This window comes from Mucilaginibacter sp. SG564 (genome assembly GCF_013149275.1).
Taxonomy (GTDB): Bacteria; Bacteroidota; Bacteroidia; order Sphingobacteriales; family Sphingobacteriaceae; genus Mucilaginibacter.
The window spans coordinates 88558-113476 of sequence record NZ_JABGNA010000003.1 but is presented as its reverse complement, the minus strand read 5'-3'; the positions used below and the strand labels follow the sequence as shown (position 1 = coordinate 113476).

Below are 24919 nucleotides of genomic sequence, written 5' to 3'. Positions count from 1 at the left end.
TAGCTTTTGCTATGCTATTATTTCTCATCGTATGCAATATTGCATCCGACCAATCGTACGGGTTATGAAGCTTACCGCCTTATTTTTGTTTACAGCCATTATGCAGGTAAGCGCTGTATCCTTTGCGCAAAATGTGACCCTAAAAGACCGTCATATAACGCTTAAGCAATTATTTAAAGAGGTCAGGCGGCAAACAGGTTATAATGTGTTATATCAATATAACGAGGTAAACGCCAATGCCACAGTTAATGTGGATTTTAAAAATACACCACTAACGGAGGTGATGAAAAGATGCCTTGCCGATCAACCGCTTGATTTCAATATATATGAAAATACGGTGGTGATCGAAAAGAGGGACAAGATCCAAAAGCCCATCCAGGCGCCAATTGCACCAGTAAAAATTGATGTGCAGGGACTTGTTCTGGATGAAAACGGAAAAACGCTGCCCGGGGTAACTGTAGTTATCAAAGGCACGCTGATCAGTACTGCAACTGATAAGAATGGTCAATTTATTCTTCGTAATGTGGATGAAGGGGCAGTGTTGCTGGTCTCTTTTATTGGCTACGATAATCAGGAAGTACCTGCTTCGGCAAAAGTAACGATAAAACTGGTCCCAAAGCTGGCTGAACTAAGCGAAGTTGTGGTGGTTGCTTATGGCAGGCAAAAGAGGGCTACACTAACAGGTGCTGTTACTCAGGTAAGTGGTGAAGAAGTTGCAAAATCACCTGTTACCAATGTAAACAACGCATTGCAGGGAAGGTTGCCAGGCTTACAATTCCAACAAACAAGTGGTCAGCCCGGCTCTGATGGTGCATCTGTTAACATCCGGGGATTTGGGAGCGCGCTGACGATAGTTGATGGCGTGGCAACTGATATTTCCCAGTTGAATCCTAATGATATAGAATCGATCACCGTATTGAAAGACGGAGCGGCTGCCATGTATGGATTTAAAGCTGCAAACGGTGCAATCATTGTTACGACCAAACACGGAAAAACAGGTGCGCCGGTGCTGTCGCTGGATACCTATACGGGATTCCAGGGAAATGCGGTTGCTTACCCCAAATTGTTGAACGCGGGACAGTTCGTCCAGCTGAGTGATGAAGCTGCGATCAATATCGCATCGGCTCAAAACCCTAACGGGCCACTTCCCTCGCTCCCGTACAGCCAGGAAGATGTTCAAAAATGGATAGCTGGTACTGCCCCGGGCTATCAGAGCACAGATTGGCATAATTTGATCTTTAAGAATTATGCGCCTTTGACAAATGTTAATCTAAGTGTAAGAGGTGGAACGGAAGCGACAAAGTATTTTATTTCCGGCGGGTTTCTGGATCAGGATGGTTTGCTGCGGAGTAACACGTCAAAATTTAAACGGTACAACTTCAGAAGTAATATAGATTTCAAGATCAGTAAAAGGCTGAAAGCTTCCTTCAATGTCAGCGGGCGACTGGAGAATACCTTTGCCCCTCCGGGACCCGGCATCACGGATGGCGGCGGCGGCACGAGTGTGGTTTCGGCTATCATCAGGTCATATCCTATATATACGCCTTATGCGAACAATAATTCAAATTATTTTGGCGCGACCAATGTCATCGGTGTAAATCCGTTAGCCACTGCCAGTACCCAGGCCGGCTACTATATTAACAGCCACGCCGTTTTAAACGCCTCAGGAACACTTGAGTATCAGATACCTTACATTGACGGGCTTACAGCGAGCCTTAATTACAACTATGAGTATGATAATACGAATTCAAAGACCTGGCTGAAACAATATTCCATGTACAATTATTCGCCTTCCAGTAGTACATATAATGTCGTTTCTACGGCAAATGCCCCATCGACTTTAAACCAATATAATTACCAGGGGGGGATCCCTTCTGACCTTCAATTGTCATTGAAGTACGATCACACGTTTGGCGCAGATCATCATTTTACAGGCCTATTGCTGTTACAAAAGACAAAAACAAATTCAGATGGCTATTCCGTCCAGCGTAATTTCTCTATTGATGCGCTGGATCAATTACAATTAGGAGATGTGCTCAACCAGACGATTAACGTCAATAATCCATTCAGCCAAACAGCCTATATGGGCTATGCCGCCCGTATCAACTATGATTATAAAGCAAAATACCTCGCAGAGTTTGGTGGCAGGTATGACTATTCCTGGAAATTTCCTAATGGTGCCGGTTTTTTTCCTGAAATATCCGCCGGTTGGGTTATCAGTAAGGAAAATTTTTTCAAGGCTCCCTTTATATCTAATTTGAAATTAAAGCTATCCTGGGCACGTACACCGGACGATGCTAATTTTAATGGCTTTAATTACATTTCAGGCTACAACTATCCAAGCGGGAGTTACCTTTTCACCGCCGGTTCACCAACCAACGGGCTTCAGGTAGGAAGTTATGCAAACCCCAATTTGACCTGGTTGGTAGGCACCCTGTATAATGGTGGATTGGAGTGGGGCATGTGGAATGGCATGATCACTGGTGAGTTCAATGTATTTTACAGAAAAAGAACTGGTTTACCTGCTACTGTGCAGGTGACCTATCCGTCGATAACTGGCATCAACCCACCGCAGGCCAATCTTAATCAGGATAATACCCGTGGTTTTGAATTGCAGTTGAGCTTTAACAAGAAGTTTGGTGATTTCGGATTGACATTTTCGCCTAATGTGGCCTACAGCCGTACCAGAAATGGCTTCCAGGTCAACCCGCCTGCCGGAAGCGCGTGGAGTAATTATACCGGTGGTTCTGCCTATCGCAATGCTAATATAGGACGCGGCTATATAGCCATCGGACAATTTCAAAATCAGCAGCAAATCAATTCCGCCCCAGTGCAGGATGGCGAAGGAAATCTTACGTTACGGCCTGGCGATATCCGATATAAAGATATAAACGGTGACGGCGTTATCAATGGCGATGATCAGACAGCTATCAGCAGGGGAACTTTCCCGCAGTTACAGTACGGGTTGAATACGACACTTTCTTACAAGGGATTTGATCTTTCGGTACTGTTTGCCGGTGCATCTGAATTTGACGTAAATTATGCTGCTGAGTTGCAGGATCCCTTATTTAATGGATCAAATACATTTCAGTTTTTCACGGACCGGTGGCATCATGAAAACATATTTGACCCCAATAGTCCCTGGGTGCCCGGAAAATACCCAAGTACCATTGTTGGCGGCTCGAACAATAACAACCAATCGTCTACATTTTGGACAAAAAGCGGAACCTACCTGAGATTGAAGACACTGGATTTTGGATATAGTCTTTCGAAAAACCTCCTCCAGGGTACAGGTATAGGCAGCGCAAGGTTTTATTTTTCCGGGCAGAACCTGTTTATCTTAACGGGGGTGAAATATCTTGATCCGGAAAATCTTGCAGGCAATGGCCGTGGTAGCTTTTATCCTATACAAAAGGTATTCTCATTAGGCCTGAATCTGACATTTTAGTTCTCTCATAATTTCTACAGTTAAAACGATAAGCTATGAAAAAGCTACTATATATTTTATGTTTATTCGTGTTGGCAATTTCGGCCTGCAATAAGGATTTTGTAAACCTGCAGCCAACAACCATCATATCAGGAACCGCGGCATATTCTACGCCCAGCGCTGTTTATGCGCTGATGGCTTCATTTTACAGCAGGATCGGATCAAACTTCGAAGATCAAACATATTCAGAAGGATTTCCACCAAATTATACGGGGACATGGACAGATGAATCCATAGGGACTTTCCCCTGGGCTAACGTTTCCAATACTGTTTCGGGGGGATTTGGCTGGTGGGATTATGGACTCATGAAGGATTTGAACGATTTTATAGCCAAAATCCCCAGTGCCAATATCGGGCAGGATTTGCGGACAAGATATCTGGCGGAAGCAAAATTCCTCCGTGCCTATATGTATTTTGGCATGGCAAAACGCTATGGTGGCGTACCCCTTATCACGAAAGTACTGGTACCGGGAGTTGACAATTTGCAAGTTCCCAGAAGTACTGAACAACAGGTTTATGATTTTGTGGGTAGTCAATTGGATACAGTGATCAATGTGCTAAACCCGGCCTATGGCGATGGCTCTGACAAATTCCGGGCGACAAAGTATACGGCTTACGCACTAAAATGCAGAGCGATGTTATACGCCGCTTCAGAGGCTGAATACGGATCTGTACAGCTAAATGGCCTGGTAGGAATACCTGCTTCGGCGGCCAGGGATTATTGGCAAAAAGCACACGATGCAGGGCTGGCCATCATACAGTCGGGTGCATTTGGACTTTATCAGGCAAATGCTGATCCTGCCACAAATTTTCAACAGTTGTTTAACGGTACGGATGCTACAAGTAATAAAGAAATTCTTTTTGCTAAAGCATACGCGCTTCCGAATAATGCCTATAGCCTTGATTTTTTCAATGAGCCACAAAGTTTCAAAGTGGATTGGGGAAACTACACGAACCCAACCGTTGAATTAGTTGAGCAGTTTGAATATACCGATGGTAGCCCCGGGAAATTAAAAGTCAATGACGCGAACGGCAAGCCGATTCAATATAAAAATCCAGCAGACTTGTTTGCTGGGAAAGACCCTCGTTTTTTTGCATCCATTTTATATCCTAATGCAGAGTGGCATGCCAATGGCGATCCCAAAGGCGGTTATATAGAATTACGAAGGGGGATTGTTGTCGGAACGGATACGCTGATTAACGAAGATTTGAGTAAAACTTACGGAACAGGTGCTAATGCCATTACGTTCAATGGCAAGGATGGACCAACGGTTTCCAACGAATCCACTAAGACAGGGTTCTTTATGAAAAAGTTCCTCACCGAATCGTCCACTTTTGTTCCTAATTTGAATAAAAGTGCAGCAACAGGGATCATCTTCCGATATGGGGAAGTACTGCTTAATTTTGCTGAGGCCTCTATTGAATTAGGCAATACAGGGGATGCACTTACCGCCATCAATCAAATACGCAGCCGTGCTGGCATAAAACAATTAGGATCCGTTACCCGGGACCAGGTCAGGCATGAACGTACGGTGGAGATGGCTTTTGAGAACCAGCGATATTGGGACCTTCGCAGGTGGCATATTGCAGATAAAGTATTTAACAATACTCCGCTTCATGCTTTATTTCCTTATTTAGTTTGGAAGGATAATACAAGTCCTGCTAATATGTCCTATATCTTCAGAAAAGTGCAGATACCTAACCGACCTACGCGGACCTTCATCCCATCCACGTATTATTTTTCTATTGGCACCAGTGGAGCTGATAGCTATTTAACACAAAACCCAGGGTATTAATCAATTAAAATTAAATCAGATGATCAACAATATAAGAACAAGTGCGGTACTCATTATCCTCACAAGCCTGTTGTTTTACAGCTGTTCTAAAATAGATAATTATAGTTCCCCAAACGCATCTATTTCAGGAGCGTTGCTGGATGCCAAAAACGATACAGTGCCAACCGCGAATAATACCAATGCTTTTGGCTTTAACTATCCGGATGGAGTATTGAATATATATCAGCAGAAGTATAGTTCAACTGTTTCCGGTGCTCAGGGGACGTCATTCAGTCAAAATGGAACTTATACGAATAATTCTATTTTCGCCGGCACATACAAAGCTATTCCGGTAGGTGCATTCTATGCCGATACCGCAGTATTAGTTGTTAGTGGTAACACCAAGCATGATTTTAAGGTTACCCCTTTTGTTAATGTAACATTGCAGGTAACATCACTTACCAATTCCTCAATAGCAGTTAGCTATCAGGTAACTGGGAATGACCCGCTCCAAAATGTCTCAGAAGCAGCTGCATGGCTTAGCCCATCAGCGGGCGTAAACCGTTTTTCATGGTATGGGTCTAACTTCAATCCTGTGGACAATAGTACTTATCGTGACGATCATACCGGGCTAACCGGAGACGCTACTTTTACAATGGTTTTCACAAATCTTCAAGCTAGTACGACTTATTACATTCGTGCTGGAGCATTAGCTTCAGGGAAAAATCCTCAAAATTACTGGAATTACTCAAAGGTATATCAGGTGCAGACCAAAGCCAATTAATGATGTATTCCGTAACGAACTTGATAGGGTAAACAACAATGCCATTATTCTAACTGAATATTGAGGAAGGCTAGAGGGGGCCTTTAAAAAGGTCCTCTCTAAAAACTATGCCAACGTTACTTAGAGCGCTCATCAAAATCTTTATGCCCTTGGCTTAACATGTTTGAAAACAGGCGGCTTCTTATCGTTGTGTTCGTAAAGAATTCTTCGTGAAATCAGCGGTGAAGTGTTATAAACGAAGTGACCTAGAAATATGACTTTGAAAAATGAATTTATGAGCAGGGATAACTTGAGCTATATTTTATGCGGTATTTTCCTCATGTGTTTTACACAGGGGATTTTTGCACAGGGGAGCTTCTTGAAACGGGGTGATTGGGGAGACCAAATGAATGGTACATATAAAAATCCCATTATCAATGCGGACTATTCTGATCCGGATGTAATCCGGGTTGGAGCGTACTTCTACATGATTTGTTCCGAGTTCCATTTTATGGGAATGCCCATACTTCAGTCGACAGATCTGGTGAACTGGCATATCATTGGCCAGGTTTATCGCCGGCTGGATATAGATGATAAGTTCAATACGATGGACAAGTACGGTGGCGGTAGTTGGGCACCTTCGCTACGGTACCGGAACGGTAAGTTCTTTGTCTATTTCTGTACTCCGGATGAGGGGCTATATATGTCCACAGCCACAAATCCTGCGGGGCCTTGGGCACCGCTGACTAATGTAAAACGGGTAAAAGGATGGGAAGATCCATGTCCTTTTTGGGATACAGACGGCAATGCTTACCTGGGACACAGCCGCCTTGGCGCCGGCCCCATTATCGTGCACAAAATGAGTCCTGATGGCCGACAGTTGCTGGATTCAGGAAAAACCGTTTACGAGGGCCCGGTGGCAGAGGGCACAAAATTTTACAAGCGTAATGGCTATTACTATTTGATCATACCGGAAGGCGGCGTAGGCACTGGTTATGAGACTGCCTTGAGATCGAAGAATATCTATGGACCATACCAACGTAAAATCGTGCTCGAACAAGGTAAAACGAAGATCAATGGCCCCCATCAGGGCGGCCTGGTAGAGTTGCAATCAGGTGAATCCTGGTTTATTCATTTCCAGGATGCCGGAGCTATCGGACGGATAACGCATCTGGAACCTGTTAAATGGGTAGACGACTGGCCGGTCATGGGCGTGGATAATGATGGTAACGGTGTCGGTGAACCTGTTGGTATTTATCAAAAGCCAAAAGTCAGTGGTCGGCAAAAGATCGTGTATATTCAAGCTTCCGATGAGTTTAATTCAGCGTCTTTGGGTTTTCAGTGGCAATGGAACCATAACCCGGTAGACGACCATTGGTCTCTTGAACAGTATAAGGGCTATCTTGCTTTGACCGCTATGAATGCCGACGGCAATAAGCATGCACGAAATACTTTGACTCAAAAGTTAATGGGGAGAATAGGAACCGTTACGGTAAAGATGAATGTCAGGGAAATGGAGACCGGACAACGTGCAGGCTTAGGGCTGATCGGCAATTACATCCATGAGATTGGTGTTTTGAAGACTGACACAGGAACCATTTTTTATGCGGACAATGTCGGCAGACAGACGAAAGGGGAGATTTTTAATAAGGAATACGTTTTTTTGCAGGTAAAGATAGATGTGGATGGTAAAACCCTTCTTTTATACAGTCTAAACGGAAAAATTTACCACCAACTTGGCGATGCGTGCAAACTGTCGGATTATAATTTCTGGAAGGCCGTCCGCCCGGCGCTTTTCTCTTACAATACAAAACGTGCGGGAGGTACGGCATTATTTGATTGGTTTCATTATGATTATAACGGGATTGCCCCTGCGGCGCAGAATAAATAAGGTTAGCCATAAATGACAACAACCTTTGTTTTAGCAACGCTATTTTTAGAACCAGCCTTCCGGAATGCGATTAAACAATATTGATGTAGACCATTGTTGTGCTAAACCAACAATGGTCTTTAACGGTCCATGTAAACTTGTATTGAACGATTTAGCAAAAGACCCGATGCGCGGCTATCAGAGTTAGCTGGTCATAGCGAGAGCAGCTTGTAGAGTTGCTACTTCCTGCCTGGCAATTTGCCTACTTAGCTGAAGTATATTTGAAAGTTGACCATGTTTTACAATATGGTGGGCAATATCTGCTGCTTTATCCCTAATAATCATAATTATTAACCTCCATCAATTACAGAGTAAATGATGTTATATAGATTTCGCCCTTTAAAAAGACACTCAAAAACCTAAAATGCTCCTACTTAAAACTAGAGATTATCAATACAGCTTGTGATAATGGTCGTAAGGTATTTAGAAGTTGGATTAGTGTTTCCGCAGGCAAATAAAGTAGGGTAACAAAGAATAAGGTATCCATATATGATCCTTTGAACCAAACCTACTAATAGTCGGCAATCATAACAACCGGCAAGTGAATTTAACATATGATAAGTCTGAGAAGTTTTTGCTTTGTCAACTTTGCCGACACATTTTATATGCTATGTCTAATATTTTTATAACCGGCTCAGCGGGTGGGCTTGGGCAGATGGCCGCCCGTATTTTAATAAACGAAGGTCACAATGTATGGGTCCATGGACGCAATGAGTATCGGGCAGAGGAAGCTATGAGCGCGCTTCCGGGTGCTGTAGGAGCTATAGCGGGGGATCTCTCCGAAATTAAGGAAACTGTTCTTCTCGCATGTAGGATTAACCGGCTGGGAAACTTTGACGCTATCATACACAACGCAGGTGTCGGTTTTTGTGAGCCAAATCGTGGAAATACCAGGGATGGTTTACCGGAAGTTTTTGCCGTTAATAGTCTGGCGCCATATCTCTTAACATCGTTAATAAAAAAGCCAACAAGATTGATTTATATTAGTTCTGCACTTCACTTTCATGGTGACATCACCTTGCAAGACTTGACATGGGAGAAAAGAACTTGGAATGGATTTCAGGCGTACGCTGATTCAAAATTTCACAACCTGTTACTTTCCCAGTCTATTGCAAGATTGTGGTCTCAAACAATCTCGAATGCTGTTGAACCTGGCTGGGTCAGCACCAAAATGGGAGGGCCTAATGCCATCGATGATTTGACAAAAGCTCCAGTTACTCAAGCCTGGTTAGCTGCGAGTAATGATAAAGAGGCGATGGTAAACGGTCGTTATTTTTATCATCAAAGGGCAACAGCTTTCAATCGGCAGGCCGCGAATCCCGAAATTCAGGAAGCATATTTAGATTACTGCAAAAAAATCACCGGAGTTTCTATTCCGCTCATGTAGATAGTTGTATTTGGTGCGATAAATTTGGCGGAATCGCATAGTTTTGCAGATTGATGGAACCATGATGGGGGATGCCTATTATTTATGCTCCAGATTACATTTTCTCAGCGATTTTAAATTAAATGCCTAAAAATTGGAATTACACTCTTTACTATCGCGTACGAATCACGGGAGAACACAGTATATTTCTTTGGGTTTGATCGTTGTCAGAAAATTTATAACTGTAAAGTATGGGATTCAGAAAATAGGAATGTCTGATGAGTTCAGTAAAAAAGGCGTTGGTTGTCATTTACGCAACATTGGTGCTGCGGAACATCGTTTGGTTTGTTTAGAAAATAGATCATTCATCTGAAATCTCTCAAAACTTGTGCGTCATTGTTAGGAGTAGATGGTCGCTAGACCAATCAATCGATAAAAATAAAGCCCTGTCGATGGCAGGGCTTCCCAAAACATTTATTGAAATTTTTTAATTTTTTGCTGCGTTCTTTTTTTCTGTCACGTCTTTGCGCAGGTCTGTCGCTACAACCTTTATTTGTTGCAAAGCATTGCGTAATCGGGTTCCGGCTGCATTGTTGTTTTTCTCATAAAATGCGGCTCCTTCTTTTTCAGCTGTTTCTATCAGCGCTTTAATTCTGCTAATTTTTCCATAAATGAATGTATTTAAATGTTTCCGTGTCATTTGAAACGGCCGACAAATATAATAAAGCCGTTGGAAAAACTTTTTTGTCCCTTATTCCAGACTACTGTTATTGTTCGGCGGAAATTTAATTTCCGAATCGGGCGACACAAAATGAATGCCGATAATCTCATCCGGGTTTAGTTCCCTGCTACTTACTTTGCCTGTTACAGGATCAAAGGCAACGAGGTTTTTCAGGATTTCAGGATCAGCATTGAACTGAATGAAACCTTTTTCACCCTTCAGTAGCTCATTGCTGGAAAGGTCAACCAATCGTCTTTGATAAACAATCTCCCCCTGGGGTTTATCCGTAAGAATTGGTGGACATAGTGGGATGATCATTTCCTCTCCGTTGTATATATTCTGCTTGATATCAGGTTCATAAAAGGGGATGGGGAAGGTATAAATAAAGTTCTCAAAATATAAAGCAAAACTGTGCTTCGGAACGCGGTTTGCAGGTAGCCTCCTTTCAAATAGAAATGCTGTCGGAGCCAACAATCTGTGATCGAGGGGCATTTGATATTGAAAAATTTTGGCAAATTCCGAAAACTCCTTTTCCAAATTGCCCCTCCGTAAATAGCCAAGTGGGACTTGATAATTTTTGACTTCCTCTGCGGGAAGCAGCGAGAGCGCGATCTTTAAGAGGACTTTATAAACATGCACTGGCGTATAGGAGTTCTTGATATAACTGATCGAATTTTGACCGGTCTCTTTATTGATCAGGAAATTTGGAACGGTAGTATCCTTGCGTTTGATTTCCGTGCTTTCGAAGCCAAAATCTCTATTGATTTTTGCAGTGATCAACTCGTTCGGCGATTTGAAAGCCGGGACTTTGTTCTTTCCTTTTGTTTTGTAAATGGTTCGGGTCATCCCAAGCGAATAAGCCAAGTCATTTTCAAATTTGCCAAAAAAGGCATTGCACTCATCGCACTCAAAATCCGAAATCAAACGATTATTGCCCAATTGATGGGGGATTAAATGGGATATGTTCTGAAATTTGGATGCGTCGTTTGCTAGGCCGCAAAAACGGCAGACCCGTTCCCCCTTGGATTTAAGTGGTGAGGGTGTTTCATCCAGCGCCGACACGATATGGTGTATATTGTATGACTCGTGGAATGCTGTCATTTCTTCTTCGAGGCCCGGAATCGTAAATACCTTAACATCCATTTTTTTATTTTTTGAGTTTATTATTGTTGGTCCTCAGCGCGAAAAGGATTCATTCGCAGCTTAATCGAGCAGAATTTGCAGATGGACATGGTAATAAATGCTAAAGAATGGTATTTCGCCTGTTCAAAATCATGTCTTTTGCGTGAGCTTTTCATGGCATAGTGGGATAGCAAGCCACGATGGTCGTATAAGATGTTTACCAGCTTCAGTTTGCGATCATTATTTACTTCAATATTTTGATGCTGCTGATTTTGAAACCAATCGAGGTGTTTCACGCTGACAGGCTTTTCAAGGTTGATAAAAGTTTGTTCAATCCCGTAGTTGAGGTCTTCAGCATTCATCAAAGCAGGAATAAGGAACTTTTTTTCCGAGTTTCCTTCGCTAAACAAGCCTTCGATCATCAGGAAGAAATGGAGAAAGGATAGTCCGTATTCTTGTTCCGCGTAAAAATTTGCGCCGAGCCGATAGAACCGAAAAGGTTCTTTGAGATGGATCAGCCTGTTACGGTGGAGAATTGTACCCTGCAGCCAACCCTGTCTAACTTCACGGTTGTTTGCGGGATAATCCTGATTAGCACTGTATGCCAGAATGGGAACTTCCAATTGTTCCTCATCTGTTTGAGGTATCCACCTGATGGTTGGATTTTCGTAGAATATCTTTCTTACGCCTAGATCGAGGGCCGCAAAGGATTCAATATATTGTAAAATGTCTCTTTGCTCATTTAAAAATGTCGTTCCCGGAAACGTAAACCCTGAAAGCTGGCCTTCCTGAATATCCGCCCTGGGAATGTTTGCCTCGTAGTCCACGACAATTCGTTCGATGCTTATCCATGACAATCTTTTACGCTCATCAGGATACATCTTAACATGATATGGATAGGATTTTTGTTCAATTATTTCTGTAAGGATGGTATCTGAATCAATACCGCATTCTATTAGTAAAATCATACAATAGCTGGATGTTGGAATATGCGCTCTCCATCCTATAAATTTAGCAGAATTTTTGCGGTTATTTCATCCGCAAGCTTTCAACTGCCTAACAAGGTTGGTGCGGGCTATCAGTTTAAATTGTTTTGTTCGTAGATTGCTTTTGCGAACAGTTGTCCGGCAACCATCAACCTGTTGCAAATTTTGTCGGCTATTTGTCTTTGTTTCTCCTTGTACAAAAATTGGATCAGTTCAGTAATCCGGGTGACATCCTCCGGCAGAAGATGCACGTATTCGCCAAAAGACATCAGGTCAAAGATGTTAGCCAAATAAACTGCTGTTGTTTTTGACTGTCCTGCCCCCATCAATTTATGCAGCGGTTCAAAAAGATCGTCATAGTGATATTGTTTTGTAGCTAAGCCAATTGCGCGACTAATGACGGCCGTATTTTCTTTGTTTAGTGTGCGCACCATGTACAAGATATTAACTGTCGACCGGAGCATTTCCAACACTTCGCTAATGTCCGACTTTCCGTAGTGCAAGAAAAGGAAATCAGTCAGTTTGAGTACTTCCTTTTCTGCTGACTCGTATGATGAGTCAGCAAGCGCTTCAAAGAAAGAGGGGCTAAAGTATAGCACATGCAGGAAATCATTGATCGCTTCTAGCGGCATTTCTGATAGGTAATTTACGAGCAGGCCACCATCAGCAAGATCCAGCATTTGCCACAAGTACAATGTTGCCATTTGCGTAGCAAAGCCATTCGTGCCTGTGACTTTGTTATTTAGTTGCTCATCAATTGCACGCTGATATTGTGGCAGCATTATATTAAGCAATTCCGATGTGCCTGGTGCATGCGCGAATAGGAAACCGCCCATAAATGCCTGCCAGCTAAGTTCTGGAACGTTGCTGAGTTCACCGAATTGGTATCTCAGCCATTTGTGATCCAGATAGTTAAACTGTTGCCAGTAATATCCGATAATGCTATACGCGTCGATAGAACCCCCAGCCAGGTAGTTTTCGAATATCATTTTAAAAGATGCTGGAAAAGAGGGATTGTCACCAAGTTTCAACCTGCTGTTGCAAAGGCAGAAATCCATGCAAGCCCTCAAAAATTTACCGTTATCAGAATTAAAAGAGTGTGTGATATAATCGCGGTGCTGAGGTTCCTCTCTGTCGGAAACAACGCTGTGGCTGTTTATAGCGAAAAGTGTTGACTCGCAGACGTTCAACAATTCGTTTTGCTGAACAATTTCGTCAAGGCGGCAGAGATCGCTGATCAGATAACTAATAACACCAAGTACCCAATGTTGATCAGCTTGCCATCCATCAGCCGGAAGGAACCGTGCCTCCGCCGCGAAATCTGGCTGCGAAATATAATTACAGCAAAAGTTAATTACCGCCTTCCAGTCGAGTTCTGTATTTTCTTTACGGCCTGTATCCAGGAATGCGTAAAGAATATGATAGGTGTAGATATAGGGAAGAACAAGAAGCTTGTCCAACATAGCCGTAAAGCGGGTGGGGTGTTCAAGTACCGCCGCTTTTAGAGAAGCCGCCATGCCCTCTATGTTGGGTTCATCCCATCGGTCTTTCGGATTAAAGGCCATAATATAGCTGAGCATATCATCATCGCTCATATTAAGCAGGTCGTCTGAGGTAATAGGTATTACCGTTCCACTGCGAATTTGCATGGTTCGATTGGGGTCAACTTCTCGATCGGTTAGCTCAAAGTTTTCCGCCAGTCTGCGATAGTGTTCGGTAAAGGGCTGTACCTGGTTTAATGCCAGATACCAACGGTATTGCCAGTAGGCAATATAAGTCTCATTATTTTTTTCATCTTCTTTAGGCCCTGCCGCAATTACCTTTTGAAGCAATTTTGATTCAGTGTCGTTCAGTTGGCGTTGAATAGTCCGGAGGAGGTTAAAAACTTCTTTTCGATAGGTATAGTCATCAAAGAGTATATTCGGGTTTTTCGGGTCGAGTATTTCCATCAGCAGGGATCGTTGTGTTTCGAAATGCTGGGCCATATTATGAAGTACAATCCTCCTGAAGATCGGCAGCTTATAGCGCGAATCAAAGTAGAGCGTATGCGAGATTTCATTGGCTTTTTCAGGATCTGCAAAGGAGATTGCAGACAGGTATTTAATTAATATGATCGAGTAGAGATGGCGGAAATGCTTGGAATGGGCCCGGTTGATATTCATTTCAGCAATGCTGTCAGACCCGCCTATGGACAATCGATCAATTGTCAGTACGATAAGGAGGCTTCTAATGGCGTTATCATTTTCAGGTAAATCTTCATAGTCGATACCCAATAGGGCCAATTTCTCCAGGACCACTTTTTTTAATTGCTCGCGATCCAGCAGATGAAAGGCTTCAATTTTTGTGGTTGAGCTTTCGGTTATACCACGCCCCTGAAACGACAAAATAACGTCATCGATTTGAATGCGGACCTTGATTTCGAAGGTAGTATCACCCGTCTTTATAGCGAGCTGGAGCCCTCTGGGATAGTCAAGAACAAGTAACCTAATCGTCCTGGCCAGTTCAAAGAACAAATCCGAAGAACATCGTTTAGCAATGGTGTCCAACATTTCCTTGCGCACCAATGTTTCAGCGAGTGTCCAGGGATGGGCATTCGCATAAAAGCTGGTATCTGTTTTCTCCGGTGTGTTATCGATTTCTGTTCCTATCAATGATACGCTGAACAAATACTTGAGGATTTTTTCACCTTTCGCCATATCGCCAGGCGTAGCGGTCTCGTTGATCAATTTGGGAAGCAGATGTTGACAGATGGCGGAAGTAGGAAGCATTTTATTGCTTTTGGGGCTGAACCAACCTGGAATTTCATCAAGGATTTCCAGCGTAAGAAATTCACTAGGTAAGTTTGACAGGATACGAATGAGCGAGGCATGCGTTAAGTCATTGTCAACACGTGCAGTAGAAATATTAGTCAGGATTTGCTGAACAGAGGTTTGCAAATCAGGATATTTGCCGAAATCGTTATTGGATGATAACTTTTCAAGAAAATGGAGTGACTCCCATCGGCTGATGGCCTGTCCATTGGACGTTTCCAAAGGTCCCGGGTGTGAGGATGGATTCAGATAACCACTCTTTTCAACGAAGGGCAGCCAACCTGGTTTTTCCAATTTGTTGAAGAAATATTTCCGGCAATATTCGTCGTTATCTATCAGGTCGCCAATCATTTTTTCCTGAAAGTGGCTTGGACGAGGTTGCTGAAGCATTTGTTCCAGCATCGCTGTATTGATGATATAATCTTCATCGGTGTTCGCCAATTGTTCTTTCAGCTGTATCGATACTTGCTGCTCGATAGCTTTTCGCTGTTCTTTTTGGCGGATCAAATGGTCTGCAAACGAGCTGAGCTGGGGGCGCAGTATCTTGTGAAAAAGTTCATCAACGTCAGCCGCGTAGGTCAACGCCACTTCATCGAACATCGGGATCAAGTCAGGGTGTAGTTTATCCTTATTGCCAACCTCGGAGTAGTCCTGGTAATTCTTGGAAACAAACGTCACTAGCGACAGATTAAGCTCTTGTATCCGGGCAACTATCGCGAGGATATTGATAGCGTCACTATAGCTGTCTTTCATATGGGAGGGGGCAATGCGTTTCCTGGTTCTTCTGCCGGCTTCCAGCATCATGCTTTCGGTTACCGGCGCAACTTCGGTGTAATTGGTCAGAATTTCTTCAACTTTCGCGAGGCGGGCCCTTGCTGACGCTTCGAAGTTATCAGAATTGAATACGCGTTGAAAGAATTTACGATCCTGGATGACCGGTGTGTTTTTGAGCTGACCAACGGATGCGGCTATTGAGGTCTTAATATTGGAAACCTTTGATTCTTTGTTTCGCTCCCATTCTTCAACAATTTGCTCAGATACGATACAGCGAATTTCACCGAGTTCCAGCCAATAGCAAAATTCGTCGAAAAGATTATGATCTTTATCAAAACCAACTGTAACCAAATATAACCAGACATCCGTATCAATCGCTAAATGGATCATTGTGCTCCTTAATTTCATCGAAAATAAGGATTATTTGCCATGAGAGGCTGCTGGGTTGGAAAGTGAATAAATTATAATCCGACGTAAATTTGTATATAAAAAAAGCCCTCTCTTTACAGAAAGGGCTAATTCTATTTTGATTTTTATGATAATTAAAAATCAAACCATTTACCAATCTCTTGTACTTTTTCCATTGTAAATGGCGGAAATAGATGTTCAATTGTTTGATCAGCCGGGGCGTGTAAAATTGACTTTGCATGGGTAAGTGATTCGTAACCATAGCGGCCATAGTAGCTGCCCATACCTGAATTGCCCACCCCACCAAATGGCATCGTTTCAATGTATGATTGAACATTGGTCTGATTAATTGCACCACCTCCAAAAGACAGGCTTCCAAGAAAGTGTTTTATTGTGGCGTCGTCTTTGCTAAATATATAAGCTGCAAGTGGTTTCGGCTTTTTTCGAATCAACTTGATAGCTTCATCAAGATCCTTGTAAACGATGATGGGTAAAATCGGGCCAAAGATTTCTCCTTCCATCACTTTATCAGTCCATTGAGTCGGATACAGTATCGTCGGTGCAATATACCGTTCATTAGCATCGTATGTCCCGCCGGCAACAACCTTATCATTGTCGATCAATGAGGCAATTCTGTTAACTTCTTTTGAGCTGATCATCCTTGAATAATCTGGATTTGATTTTGGATCTTCCCCGTACATTTCCAATAATGCTTTCCTTGCTTCTGATACGAATTCTTCTGCTACTGATTCGTGGACATAGGCATATCCGGGAGATACGCACCATTGTCCGCCCCAGGCTGTAGCTCCCCAGACAATCTTTTTGGCAGCATCGGGTATGTTCGCAGTTTGATCGACAATTGCCGGGTTCTGTCCACCCAATTCTAAAATAACAGGTGTTAAGTTTTCTGCCGCAGCGCGTAAAATCACCTTGCCGACATTGGTACTGCCTGTAAAGAAAATAAAATCAAAAGGCAGTTTTAAGAGGTCTGTCATTGCTTCTATATCACCATCAACGACTGCAACAGACTGAGGATCGAAATATTCCGGAATTAATTTTAACATCAGTTTACTGGTTTCAGTTGTGGCAGGACTTGCTTTAAGAATTACCGGATTTCCGGCTGAAATGGCCGCGATAGCTGGATCCAGTAACAAAATTAGCGGGCCGTTATAAGGACCTATTATTAACGTTACTCCATAAGGTTCACGATAAACGAATCCCTTATGTCCGGTTTCAACAAGGAATTTTGGTAAAGGTGCCTCAGTAGGTTCCATCCAACTTTTTAATTGCGATCGGGTAAATTCGATCATAACAAGCGGAGCGCCAACCTCAAGTACCTGCTCGGCAAATGCGGTTTTAAAATCTTTGCCTACTGCAGCATAAAATTCATCCTTGTGCTCATTCAGCATCTTCTCCATGCGGTCAAGCTGATCGATCCGCCATTCATAACTTTTTGTGATATCTGTTTGAAAATATGCCTTTTGCTTTTCAAATATTTCTTGATGTGTTTTCATTATTATTTTAGGTTAATTATTGTATATAAAAACTTTTAACGCAGTTTCAAGGTCTAAAAGCCCCTGCATTTATATTGGTCATCTGTTTATCATTTTTCTCTTTCCATAGTTTACTTTGTATTTATTATAAAATACTTTGCCAGTATTTACAGCACAAAACAACGGCAGTTCAAAAAGGAAAACATTCACATTTGTGAAGATTTTAACGATGTCTGATATCTGCATCTCAAATGACCGCAGGGTGACATTTCTATAATTTGAAGCTGTTTAACTTGGATGTCATTCAATGAAAAATCGAAAAGAATTTTACGAGCCCTTTATTAATTTCATGAAGCAAACCGTTGAGGTCGACCAGGAAACAGTTACCATGGTCGCCACTCATTCCCGCGAGATTACAATTTCAAAAAAGCAGTTTGTACTTATGGAAAACGATTTTTGCAATAGGGTGTTATTCATAGTTTCTGGGAAAGCAAAATCATATTACACTAATCCCAATGGCAAAACTTCTAATTGGATGTTTCACTTTAACGATGAAAACAGCAATCCTAAAAATCTATTTTTAGTTGATTACAAAAGTTTCCTGGGTAATGTGCCGAGCTCTGTATCCATAGTAAGTTTGACGGAAATTAAAGCTATCTTATTTACAAGAGAGCAGATTAAGTTTTTAAAAGAATATTCTGCATCGTATGCAAAATGGTTGAGCTTATTAAATGAGGCTGCTTTTGTAATTACGTATAACCGAGTATTCAGTTTGCTTGCACTGAGTGCTAAGGAGCGGTATGAAAAATTATTATTGGAAGAGCCTTACTTATTACAATTATTTTCCAATTATGATGTCGCTTCTTATTTAGGACTAGCCCCACAGTCGTTAAGCAGGATAAGTGCACAATCTAAATATAAAGTACACATATAGAATTATTTGTTTAGACCAAATTAACAGAAGAAACCATAACTTAGTAATTTATCGATGCGGCGAAGATATTACTTTTACCTCTAGTACCTGGCAATCCATTTACCGCGTGAATGTGCGTCGTCGCGAGGCCTATAGAGTAGGTAATGCCTTTATTGCTGGTGACTCAGGTCATGTGCATTTGATCGCTGGCGGCATGGGGATGAATACCGGCATCCACGATGCTTATAACTGGGTTGGAAACTGGCGGCCGTCATTAATGGCGAAGCCGTTGACCGCCTGCTGGATACCTATGGCGAAGAACGTATCCCATCGCAGACTGGCTACTAAAAACTACGTCGCAAAAACAAAAGGTTATGATGGCCGGCGCGGCTAGTGGTAAAAATTGAACTTGAATTATCGAAACAGTTGTTTAGCTGCCAGTGATTTTATAACAGCGACCAGATTGCGGGCCGGCGACCGTGCGCCTGATGTGCAATTGGCTGATGGCAACTGGCTGTCTGAGCATTTTCGCGGTACCGAATGAAAATTGCTGATTTGACGGGGAAATTACTGAAAATGAGCGCGTCAAGGTCGTTGGAATTAACGAAGAAGCGATAGGGACAACTTATGGCGTAGACACAGGTGCGGGCTTGATCCGGTCAGATGGCTATATCGTGGACATTCCGGAACCATTGATCACTACGTTTCGGAATAGCAGAACCGTTAGTTCTGCAACACTTTGACCATATCAATTCATTGATTAATAACTGCCATTCTTTAAAGTGATAACACAAATCGGTGCTCCAAATAGCACGGAATCGCCTGGTCACACCTTTCGGAATATCCACACCATACCCATTTATTATCAATATCATAAAGTAAAAAAAATGAAAAATTTAAAAAAAATCGTACTGACAGGAAGCAGCAGTGGTTTGGTCTAATTACTGCGAAAACATTAGCAAAAAACGGTCATACCGTATATGCTACCATGCGTAATATCAATGGTTCAAATGCCGCGACAGCCCAGGACTTAACAGATGGGCAATTCATAACAATGTGGATATACAGGTAATTGAGCTTGACGTTACAAGCGATTCCTCTGTTGAAAAAGCATTGAATAAAATTTCGAATCATTCCAATGGTCAAATTGATGTGCTGATCAACAATGCAGGAATCTCCTACGTAGGGGTTAACGAGACCTTGAGTGCCGGACAGACCGATCAGTTGTTTCAGATAAATGTAATAGGTGTTGACCGGATGATTAAAGCGGTTCTTCCCTTTATGCATAAACAGAAAAATGGTTTGATTATTAATTTGTCTAGCGTCCAGTCAAGATTTCATACGCCGGTCATAGGCGCTTATAGCGCGACAAAAGCTGCTGTTGACGCCTTATCTGTTAGTTATTATTATGAACTGAGATCAACAGGTATCGACGTTGCAATTATCCAACCTGGATCTTACCCAACAACAGATATTGTTACGAAGAGCTTAAAGGCAGATCATCCTGAAGCTGAAGCATTATATGGATCGGACATGGCCAAAGTGAAGGCTGCGCTCATTTATACGTTCACCCCCAAAGAAACGAACCCCGATCCTCAGGAAGTAACAGATGTTATCCAAAAAATCGTTGATGCTGATCCGGGAGAGCGGGCTTTATGGACTGTCGTAGGCGGAGGAAGATTAGCCGCAGCAGTTGAAAATATGAATGATATCACCACAAAATCTATGGATACCCTACTGGGATTTATGGGTTTATAACACAGCCATAATCCAGAAGGGTTTTTCTCTTCTTTTGTGGATAAAATTTTGTTAGTCGCCATTTCTTTTCCCGAGTGAGAAGATACGACAATTCTGATAGAAGAACCATAGGCGAGTTCTTATAAGCACAGATGGAATATGACCAATAGAAACCGGGAGATGATCGTCACGCCTATTGACCGTGGTTAAGTGTATGATGATTAAAATAATCTGTACGGCTGCCATTTACCAAATGACTATTGACAACTATGAAAACAAATAAAGAAAAAATAGAGGCGCTTGATTTTGCGCTTGACACCCGTTTATCACCTGAGGTTAAAGCCCTTCTAACTGGTGTAAATGCGCTAGGGATAAGAATAGAAACGATGTCAGGGCAGGACGCCAGAAATGTGTTTGCAACCGTACAGGCTTCAGTAAATGTTGACCTTTCAGGAATTGAGGAATCTGAAAAGACGATCTTAATCGACGGCTTTACGATTAAATTGAATATTGTCAGGCCCTCTGGGATCAAGGGAAAACTGCCTGCATTTATATTTATAAATGGCGGCGGGTGGATATTTGGCGATTATGATACGCATAAAAGACTGGTGCGCGATCTTTCCGTGCTTTCCGGTTGTGCGGCTATTTTTGTTAATTATACGCGCTCTCCGGAAGCGCCTTATCCACAAGCTGTTCACGAGGTATATGCGGTTACAAGATGGGTGGCCGAACATGGAGAAGAAATTAATATTGACGGGAAAAACATAGCCATAGTTGGCAACAGCGCTGGAGGGAATATGTCTACGGTAACTACACTGCTGGCTAAGGAAAATAATGGCCCGGAAATTAAACTGCAGGTATTGATGTGTCCTGTTGTAGATACTGATTTTGAAACGGGTTCTTACCAGCAGTTTGGGGAACAGCGTTTTTTGACTACTTCGATGATGAAATGGGTGTTTGATATTTATGCGCCAGATCCGAATCAGCGAAAGGATATTCACGTATCACCTTTAAGGGCCACTGTTGAGCAGTTAAGCGGATTACCACCAGCTTTGATTATTACCGCTGAAAATGACGTCTTAAGAGATGAAGCTGAAGCATACGGCAGAAAACTGGCCGAAGCTGGTGTGGCGGTGACTTGTATTCGTTATAATGGTACGATACATGATTTTGGATGTTTAAATGCCCTTGCTGAAACTTCGCAAACGAAATCTTCACTTATACAGGTAGCGGCTGAATTAAAAAAGTATCTTCATTGTGATTAGTCAGTTATTAGCATCTTGTTGGAATTAGAAATCTGTTTAACCCTTGTTTAAAAAGAAGGAAGACTGTAAGGGTGCTTACAAATATCGAGTACGAATTAGAAGGACCGCTTCATACTATATGGAGCGGTCCTTCTTTTTAGACTATCGTCCGCCATGCAAATTGAAAGTGTGTTTTTTTTAAATTATGCACATGTCATGGACATGTTGGGATATCGCTTGCCATTTAGACGTTTTGATACAATGGGAAACTCATCGAAATTCTAAATTTTCTTCTGGTATCAGCTGGATCATCGTTATCATCCATCTTCATAGCGGCGTGCTGGAATATCATCGCCATCCGCGTTTGGAATGGGACAGGTTTTGCTTCAGACGCTGACTTTCCTTTCTGAACTATGAATAACGCCTGCTACTTCCGGCAGGCGTTATTTCTATTAACTGATTAATTATTAAGAACGGGAAAGTATTTTATTGATGGCTCTGAAAGCCCCGTTTTCATGCGGGGGGGCTATATATTTATTTCCCTGGTAAGAGGATCAACTTAATAAAGTTCTTCCCGCTTAAATAGGTGTTGGCAAATTCTTTGATATCTGCTGCTGTTATTTTATTGATCATTGCAGAATATCCGTTGATCTGGTTTATACTTTCAGCATTCTGAAGCTGCCCGTTCAGGTAGCCTAGCCAGAAATCGTTGGATTGAATCTTTGTTTCCATGGTGCGGAGGGATTCAGCTTTAAATTTGTCTACGTTAACCTGCCGGGGGCCGTCCGTTCTTAATTTAGTGATCTCATCCTGAGCCGAAGCTATTAGTTTGTCCGCATTTTGGGGGCCGCATCCGAAGGATATAAAAAGGTTAAACCGGCCTTCGGGTAATTTAGTTACGGCCACTCTTGCATAAGGGGAGTAGACACCGCTTTCTTCTTCCCGTAGCCTTTCTATCAGCCTGATCTGTATCACCTCTTTGACCGCCTCCATTTTTAGCTCATTCTCCGGACTGTAATCGAAAGGGCCTGAGTAAACCAGCGTTACAGTAGCTTTCGGCTCGTTCCCTTTGTAAACCCGGCGTTCAATAACCCCTTCAGGAATATGAATATGGAGGTCTTTTGCTTCGTCCGGTGAGCCGGTTACCGGGAGGCTGGCAATATACTTTTCGATCAATGGTTTCATCGATACAGAGTCGGTACTGCCCACGAAAAGAAAAGTAAGTCCGGCAGCGTTTGCAAAGCGTTCCTTATAAATTTCAAACGCCCTGTCCGGGTTGATCCGGTTCAGTTTTTCCATGGAGGGCCCGGTTCTCCGTATATTATAATTACCTAATACCGCACTCACCGTATCCTGGTAAACACTGCCGGGGCTATCGGAACGATTAGCCAGTTCAGCCTTGGAACTCGACAGCATATTGTCCGATAAAACCGGGTCTTTCCGGGGTTCTGTAAAATACGCATACATCAGTTCCATGGCTGATTCCATATCTTTATTTGCCGCGGCGCCATTGACCCCCTGGATTCTTTCACTGATAAAGGGGCGGATATTGATCTGCTTTCCCGACAAATACTTATTTAACTCATCGTTGTCCAGGTGACCGGCACCGAAAGAAGGAACCACATTGGCAAAGGATGCCGATTGAAAGTCCCCGTCGCTATAAACAGAAGTGCCACCCGGGGAAAAGGCGGTGAACAGGATCTCATTATTTTTATACGTAGTTGGCTTTAACAAGACCTTAATTCCATTGCTCAGCACCAATGTTGTGATGCCTGATTCTTTATCCTGCTGTTCGCTAATGATTTTCCCCGGGGCAGGCGGAGTGATCAATACTGTTGCGGCGCTCTGCTTGTGTTCAATGGGCTTAAGTTGCTCCCTGCTTACCTCATCCATCCAACGTAAAACAAGAGATTCTGCCGGGAGCTGTCCCTTATATTTATCAGGAGCCAGAATTAAGATATCCCTGTTGGCGGAGGTAACATAATCCGCCGCTATTTGGTTAACTTCCGGCAGGCTTATTCCCGGAAGATATTGTTTTACCAGCTGAAATTCCCGCGCTATTCCCGGTGAAGGGGTGTGCTTTAGAAAAAGCGCCATATACTCCTCCACATAAGATTCAGAAGGAGCCTTGTCTCTTTCTTCATATGTTGCCTCAATTTGATTGAAAGAGACTTTTTTAGCCCTTTCCAACTCTGCAATGGTAAACCCGAAACGTTTCACTCTTTCGGTCTCCAGCCATAAAGCCTTAAAACTATGTTCGAGTTCACCCGGCTTGGCGACAACTGTTGCATCATAGCTATCCAGGGCTCCTATAAAGCCATTGATACCGGCCGCTGCCTGGATGAAGGGTAAGTTTGGCTTTCTTGAAAGTTCCGCGTACCGCTCGCCAAGCATGGCGTTAAATAAGCCGCGTATGATCATTTTTCGATAATCTTCAGCCGATCTTAAGGGTAATTGAGCATGTTTAATGATCACTTCGGCGACAGTTGCCGTCATTTCTTTATCCGTTACGGCCACAAAATGGTTTTTGCCGGTGAGGGCAACATGGTATGATGGCCTTGGCCGTTCGTTTGCCGGGTTCTTCAGATCCGCGAACTTCAGCCGTATTTGCTTTTCGATCTGATTCACATTAATATCGCCGACGACGATGATCGCCTGCAAGTCGGGGCGGTACCAATCATGGTAAAATCGGCGAATCGTCGCCGGTTTAAAGTTATTCAGTACCTTGTCGGTGCCGATCGGTGATCTGGAGGCATACCTGGAGTTATCTAAAATCACTGGCATATATTGCTGTTGCATTCTTTCAGAGGCTCCTTTTCCAAGTCTTTTTTCTTCCAGCACCACTCCCCGTTCCTTGTCAATCTCTACCGGATCCAATGTCGCATTCTGCGCCCAGTCACGCAGGATCTGGATGCCGTTTTTTAACAGGTCCGGATTATCAGCAGGTAAGGGCAGTTGATAAACAGTCTGGTCATAGTTGGTGCTGGCATTGATATCCGCGCCAAAACGTACGCCTGATTTTTGGAGATAATTAATCAGCTCGTTTTTAGGATAATGTGTTGTTCCATTAAAGCTCATGTGTTCCATGAAATGAGCGAGCCCCCGTTGATCTTCGTCTTCAAGGATAGACCCTACTTTATTGACGAGGTAAAGGGTAACCCTCTTTTGGGGTTCCTCATTATGCCTGATATAATAAGTGAAGCCGTTGGAAAGCTTGCCGGTACGCACGGCGGGGTCCAGCGGTAATGCAGCTGAAGTGGAGGAGGGCTTACTGTTTTTTTGTTGTGCATGGACATTTATGGTTATGGGAAATATAAAGGATAGTACCAGAGCGGATAGCCGCCAGCTTATTTTTTTTTGCATAAAATTGATCTTAAGTTGGTTATTTGT

General features: G+C 42.8%; 16 protein-coding genes and 1 pseudogene. 11 read left to right on the top strand and 6 right to left on the bottom strand.

Annotated elements, in window-relative coordinates:
• Positions 1-64 precede the first annotated feature (64 nt).
• From FHW89_RS08135 to FHW89_RS08115, 5 genes are all read left to right on the top strand, one after another.
• Positions 65-3448 (top strand): TonB-dependent receptor, encoded by a 3384-nt coding sequence (locus FHW89_RS08135; protein ID WP_172334537.1) that lies wholly within the window; start codon positions 65-67, stop codon positions 3446-3448.
• Between the two features lie 35 nt (positions 3449-3483).
• Positions 3484-5283: a RagB/SusD family nutrient uptake outer membrane protein gene (locus tag FHW89_RS08130; protein WP_172334536.1), complete on the top strand. Its 1800-nt coding sequence runs from the start codon at positions 3484-3486 to the stop codon at positions 5281-5283.
• Between the two features lie 19 nt (positions 5284-5302).
• Complete coding sequence (locus FHW89_RS08125; protein WP_172334535.1) at positions 5303-6046, top strand: DUF3823 domain-containing protein; 744 nt, start codon at positions 5303-5305, stop codon at positions 6044-6046.
• A gap of 253 nt (positions 6047-6299) precedes the next feature.
• The gene (locus FHW89_RS08120; RefSeq protein WP_216650515.1) at positions 6300-7916 is read left to right on the top strand and encodes a glycoside hydrolase 43 family protein; all 1617 of its coding nucleotides are present in this window, start codon (positions 6300-6302) and stop codon (positions 7914-7916) included.
• Positions 7917-8565: 649 nt separating this feature from the next.
• Positions 8566-9342 (top strand): SDR family NAD(P)-dependent oxidoreductase, encoded by a 777-nt coding sequence (locus FHW89_RS08115; RefSeq protein ID WP_172334534.1) that lies wholly within the window; start codon positions 8566-8568, stop codon positions 9340-9342.
• Between the two features lie 466 nt (positions 9343-9808).
• Here FHW89_RS08115 and FHW89_RS08110 read toward each other — a convergent pair whose 3' ends face one another.
• The 5 genes from FHW89_RS08110 to FHW89_RS08090 form a co-directional block, all read right to left on the bottom strand.
• Positions 9809-10021 carry a histone H1 gene (locus tag FHW89_RS08110; RefSeq protein ID WP_172334533.1) on the bottom strand — a complete coding sequence of 71 codons (213 nt, stop codon included), beginning with the start codon at positions 10019-10021 and terminating at the stop codon, positions 9809-9811.
• A gap of 51 nt (positions 10022-10072) precedes the next feature.
• Complete coding sequence (locus FHW89_RS08105) at positions 10073-11185, bottom strand: hypothetical protein (RefSeq protein ID WP_172334532.1); 1113 nt, start codon at positions 11183-11185, stop codon at positions 10073-10075.
• Between the two features lie 20 nt (positions 11186-11205).
• Complete coding sequence (locus FHW89_RS08100; protein ID WP_172334531.1) at positions 11206-12132, bottom strand: hypothetical protein; 927 nt, start codon at positions 12130-12132, stop codon at positions 11206-11208.
• A 110-nt stretch (positions 12133-12242) separates the two neighbouring features.
• Positions 12243-16124 carry a PIN domain-containing protein gene (locus tag FHW89_RS08095; protein WP_172334530.1) on the bottom strand — a complete coding sequence of 1294 codons (3882 nt, stop codon included), beginning with the start codon at positions 16122-16124 and terminating at the stop codon, positions 12243-12245.
• A 152-nt stretch (positions 16125-16276) separates the two neighbouring features.
• Positions 16277-17656, bottom strand: coding sequence for an aldehyde dehydrogenase family protein (locus FHW89_RS08090; RefSeq protein WP_172334529.1), 1380 nt, complete (start codon positions 17654-17656; stop codon positions 16277-16279).
• Positions 17657-17942: 286 nt separating this feature from the next.
• Between FHW89_RS08090 and FHW89_RS08085 the strand changes: the two genes are divergently transcribed.
• From FHW89_RS08085 to FHW89_RS08065, 6 genes and pseudogenes are all read left to right on the top strand, one after another.
• Positions 17943-18569, top strand: a complete 627-nt coding sequence (locus tag FHW89_RS08085) for a Crp/Fnr family transcriptional regulator (RefSeq protein ID WP_172334528.1) — start codon at positions 17943-17945, stop codon at positions 18567-18569.
• Positions 18538-18896: pseudogene (locus FHW89_RS29110) on the top strand (FAD-dependent monooxygenase). The gene FHW89_RS08085 and the pseudogene FHW89_RS29110 overlap by 32 nt, the downstream one beginning before the upstream one ends.
• A gap of 61 nt (positions 18897-18957) precedes the next feature.
• On the top strand, positions 18958-19092 hold the full coding sequence (locus FHW89_RS28945; protein ID WP_256367769.1) for a hypothetical protein: 135 nt from the start codon (positions 18958-18960) through the stop codon (positions 19090-19092).
• Between the two features lie 512 nt (positions 19093-19604).
• On the top strand, positions 19605-20306 hold the full coding sequence (locus FHW89_RS08075; RefSeq protein ID WP_172334527.1) for an SDR family NAD(P)-dependent oxidoreductase: 702 nt from the start codon (positions 19605-19607) through the stop codon (positions 20304-20306).
• Positions 20307-20554: 248 nt separating this feature from the next.
• Positions 20555-21550: an alpha/beta hydrolase gene (locus FHW89_RS08070; protein ID WP_172334526.1), complete on the top strand. Its 996-nt coding sequence runs from the start codon at positions 20555-20557 to the stop codon at positions 21548-21550.
• Between the two features lie 190 nt (positions 21551-21740).
• Positions 21741-21926: a hypothetical protein gene (locus FHW89_RS08065; RefSeq protein ID WP_172334525.1), complete on the top strand. Its 186-nt coding sequence runs from the start codon at positions 21741-21743 to the stop codon at positions 21924-21926.
• Positions 21927-22063: 137 nt separating this feature from the next.
• Here the strand turns inward: FHW89_RS08065 and FHW89_RS08060 are convergent, their stop codons facing one another.
• On the bottom strand, positions 22064-24892 hold the full coding sequence (locus FHW89_RS08060) for a pitrilysin family protein (RefSeq protein ID WP_172334524.1): 2829 nt from the start codon (positions 24890-24892) through the stop codon (positions 22064-22066).
• Positions 24893-24919 lie beyond the last annotated feature (27 nt).

What these genes read in the sequence shown, in the direction of transcription:
- FHW89_RS08135 (WP_172334537.1), top strand. Translation starts at nt 65, where the DNA reads ATGAAGCTTACCGCCTTATTTTTGTTTACAGCCATTATGCAGGTAAGC.
- FHW89_RS08130 (WP_172334536.1), top strand. Translation starts at nt 3,484, where the DNA reads ATGAAAAAGCTACTATATATTTTATGTTTATTCGTGTTGGCAATTTCG.
- FHW89_RS08125 (WP_172334535.1), top strand. Translation starts at nt 5,303, where the DNA reads ATGATCAACAATATAAGAACAAGTGCGGTACTCATTATCCTCACAAGC.
- FHW89_RS08120 (WP_216650515.1), top strand. Translation starts at nt 6,300, where the DNA reads ATGACTTTGAAAAATGAATTTATGAGCAGGGATAACTTGAGCTATATT.
- FHW89_RS08115 (WP_172334534.1), top strand. Translation starts at nt 8,566, where the DNA reads ATGTCTAATATTTTTATAACCGGCTCAGCGGGTGGGCTTGGGCAGATG.
- FHW89_RS08110 (WP_172334533.1), bottom strand. Translation starts at nt 10,021, where the DNA reads ATGACACGGAAACATTTAAATACATTCATTTATGGAAAAATTAGCAGA.
- FHW89_RS08105 (WP_172334532.1), bottom strand. Translation starts at nt 11,185, where the DNA reads ATGGATGTTAAGGTATTTACGATTCCGGGCCTCGAAGAAGAAATGACA.
- FHW89_RS08100 (WP_172334531.1), bottom strand. Translation starts at nt 12,132, where the DNA reads ATGATTTTACTAATAGAATGCGGTATTGATTCAGATACCATCCTTACA.
- FHW89_RS08095 (WP_172334530.1), bottom strand. Translation starts at nt 16,124, where the DNA reads ATGATCCATTTAGCGATTGATACGGATGTCTGGTTATATTTGGTTACA.
- FHW89_RS08090 (WP_172334529.1), bottom strand. Translation starts at nt 17,656, where the DNA reads ATGAAAACACATCAAGAAATATTTGAAAAGCAAAAGGCATATTTTCAA.
- FHW89_RS08085 (WP_172334528.1), top strand. Translation starts at nt 17,943, where the DNA reads ATGAAAAATCGAAAAGAATTTTACGAGCCCTTTATTAATTTCATGAAG.
- FHW89_RS08070 (WP_172334526.1), top strand. Translation starts at nt 20,555, where the DNA reads ATGAAAACAAATAAAGAAAAAATAGAGGCGCTTGATTTTGCGCTTGAC.
- FHW89_RS08065 (WP_172334525.1), top strand. Translation starts at nt 21,741, where the DNA reads ATGTCATGGACATGTTGGGATATCGCTTGCCATTTAGACGTTTTGATA.
- FHW89_RS08060 (WP_172334524.1), bottom strand. Translation starts at nt 24,892, where the DNA reads ATGCAAAAAAAAATAAGCTGGCGGCTATCCGCTCTGGTACTATCCTTT.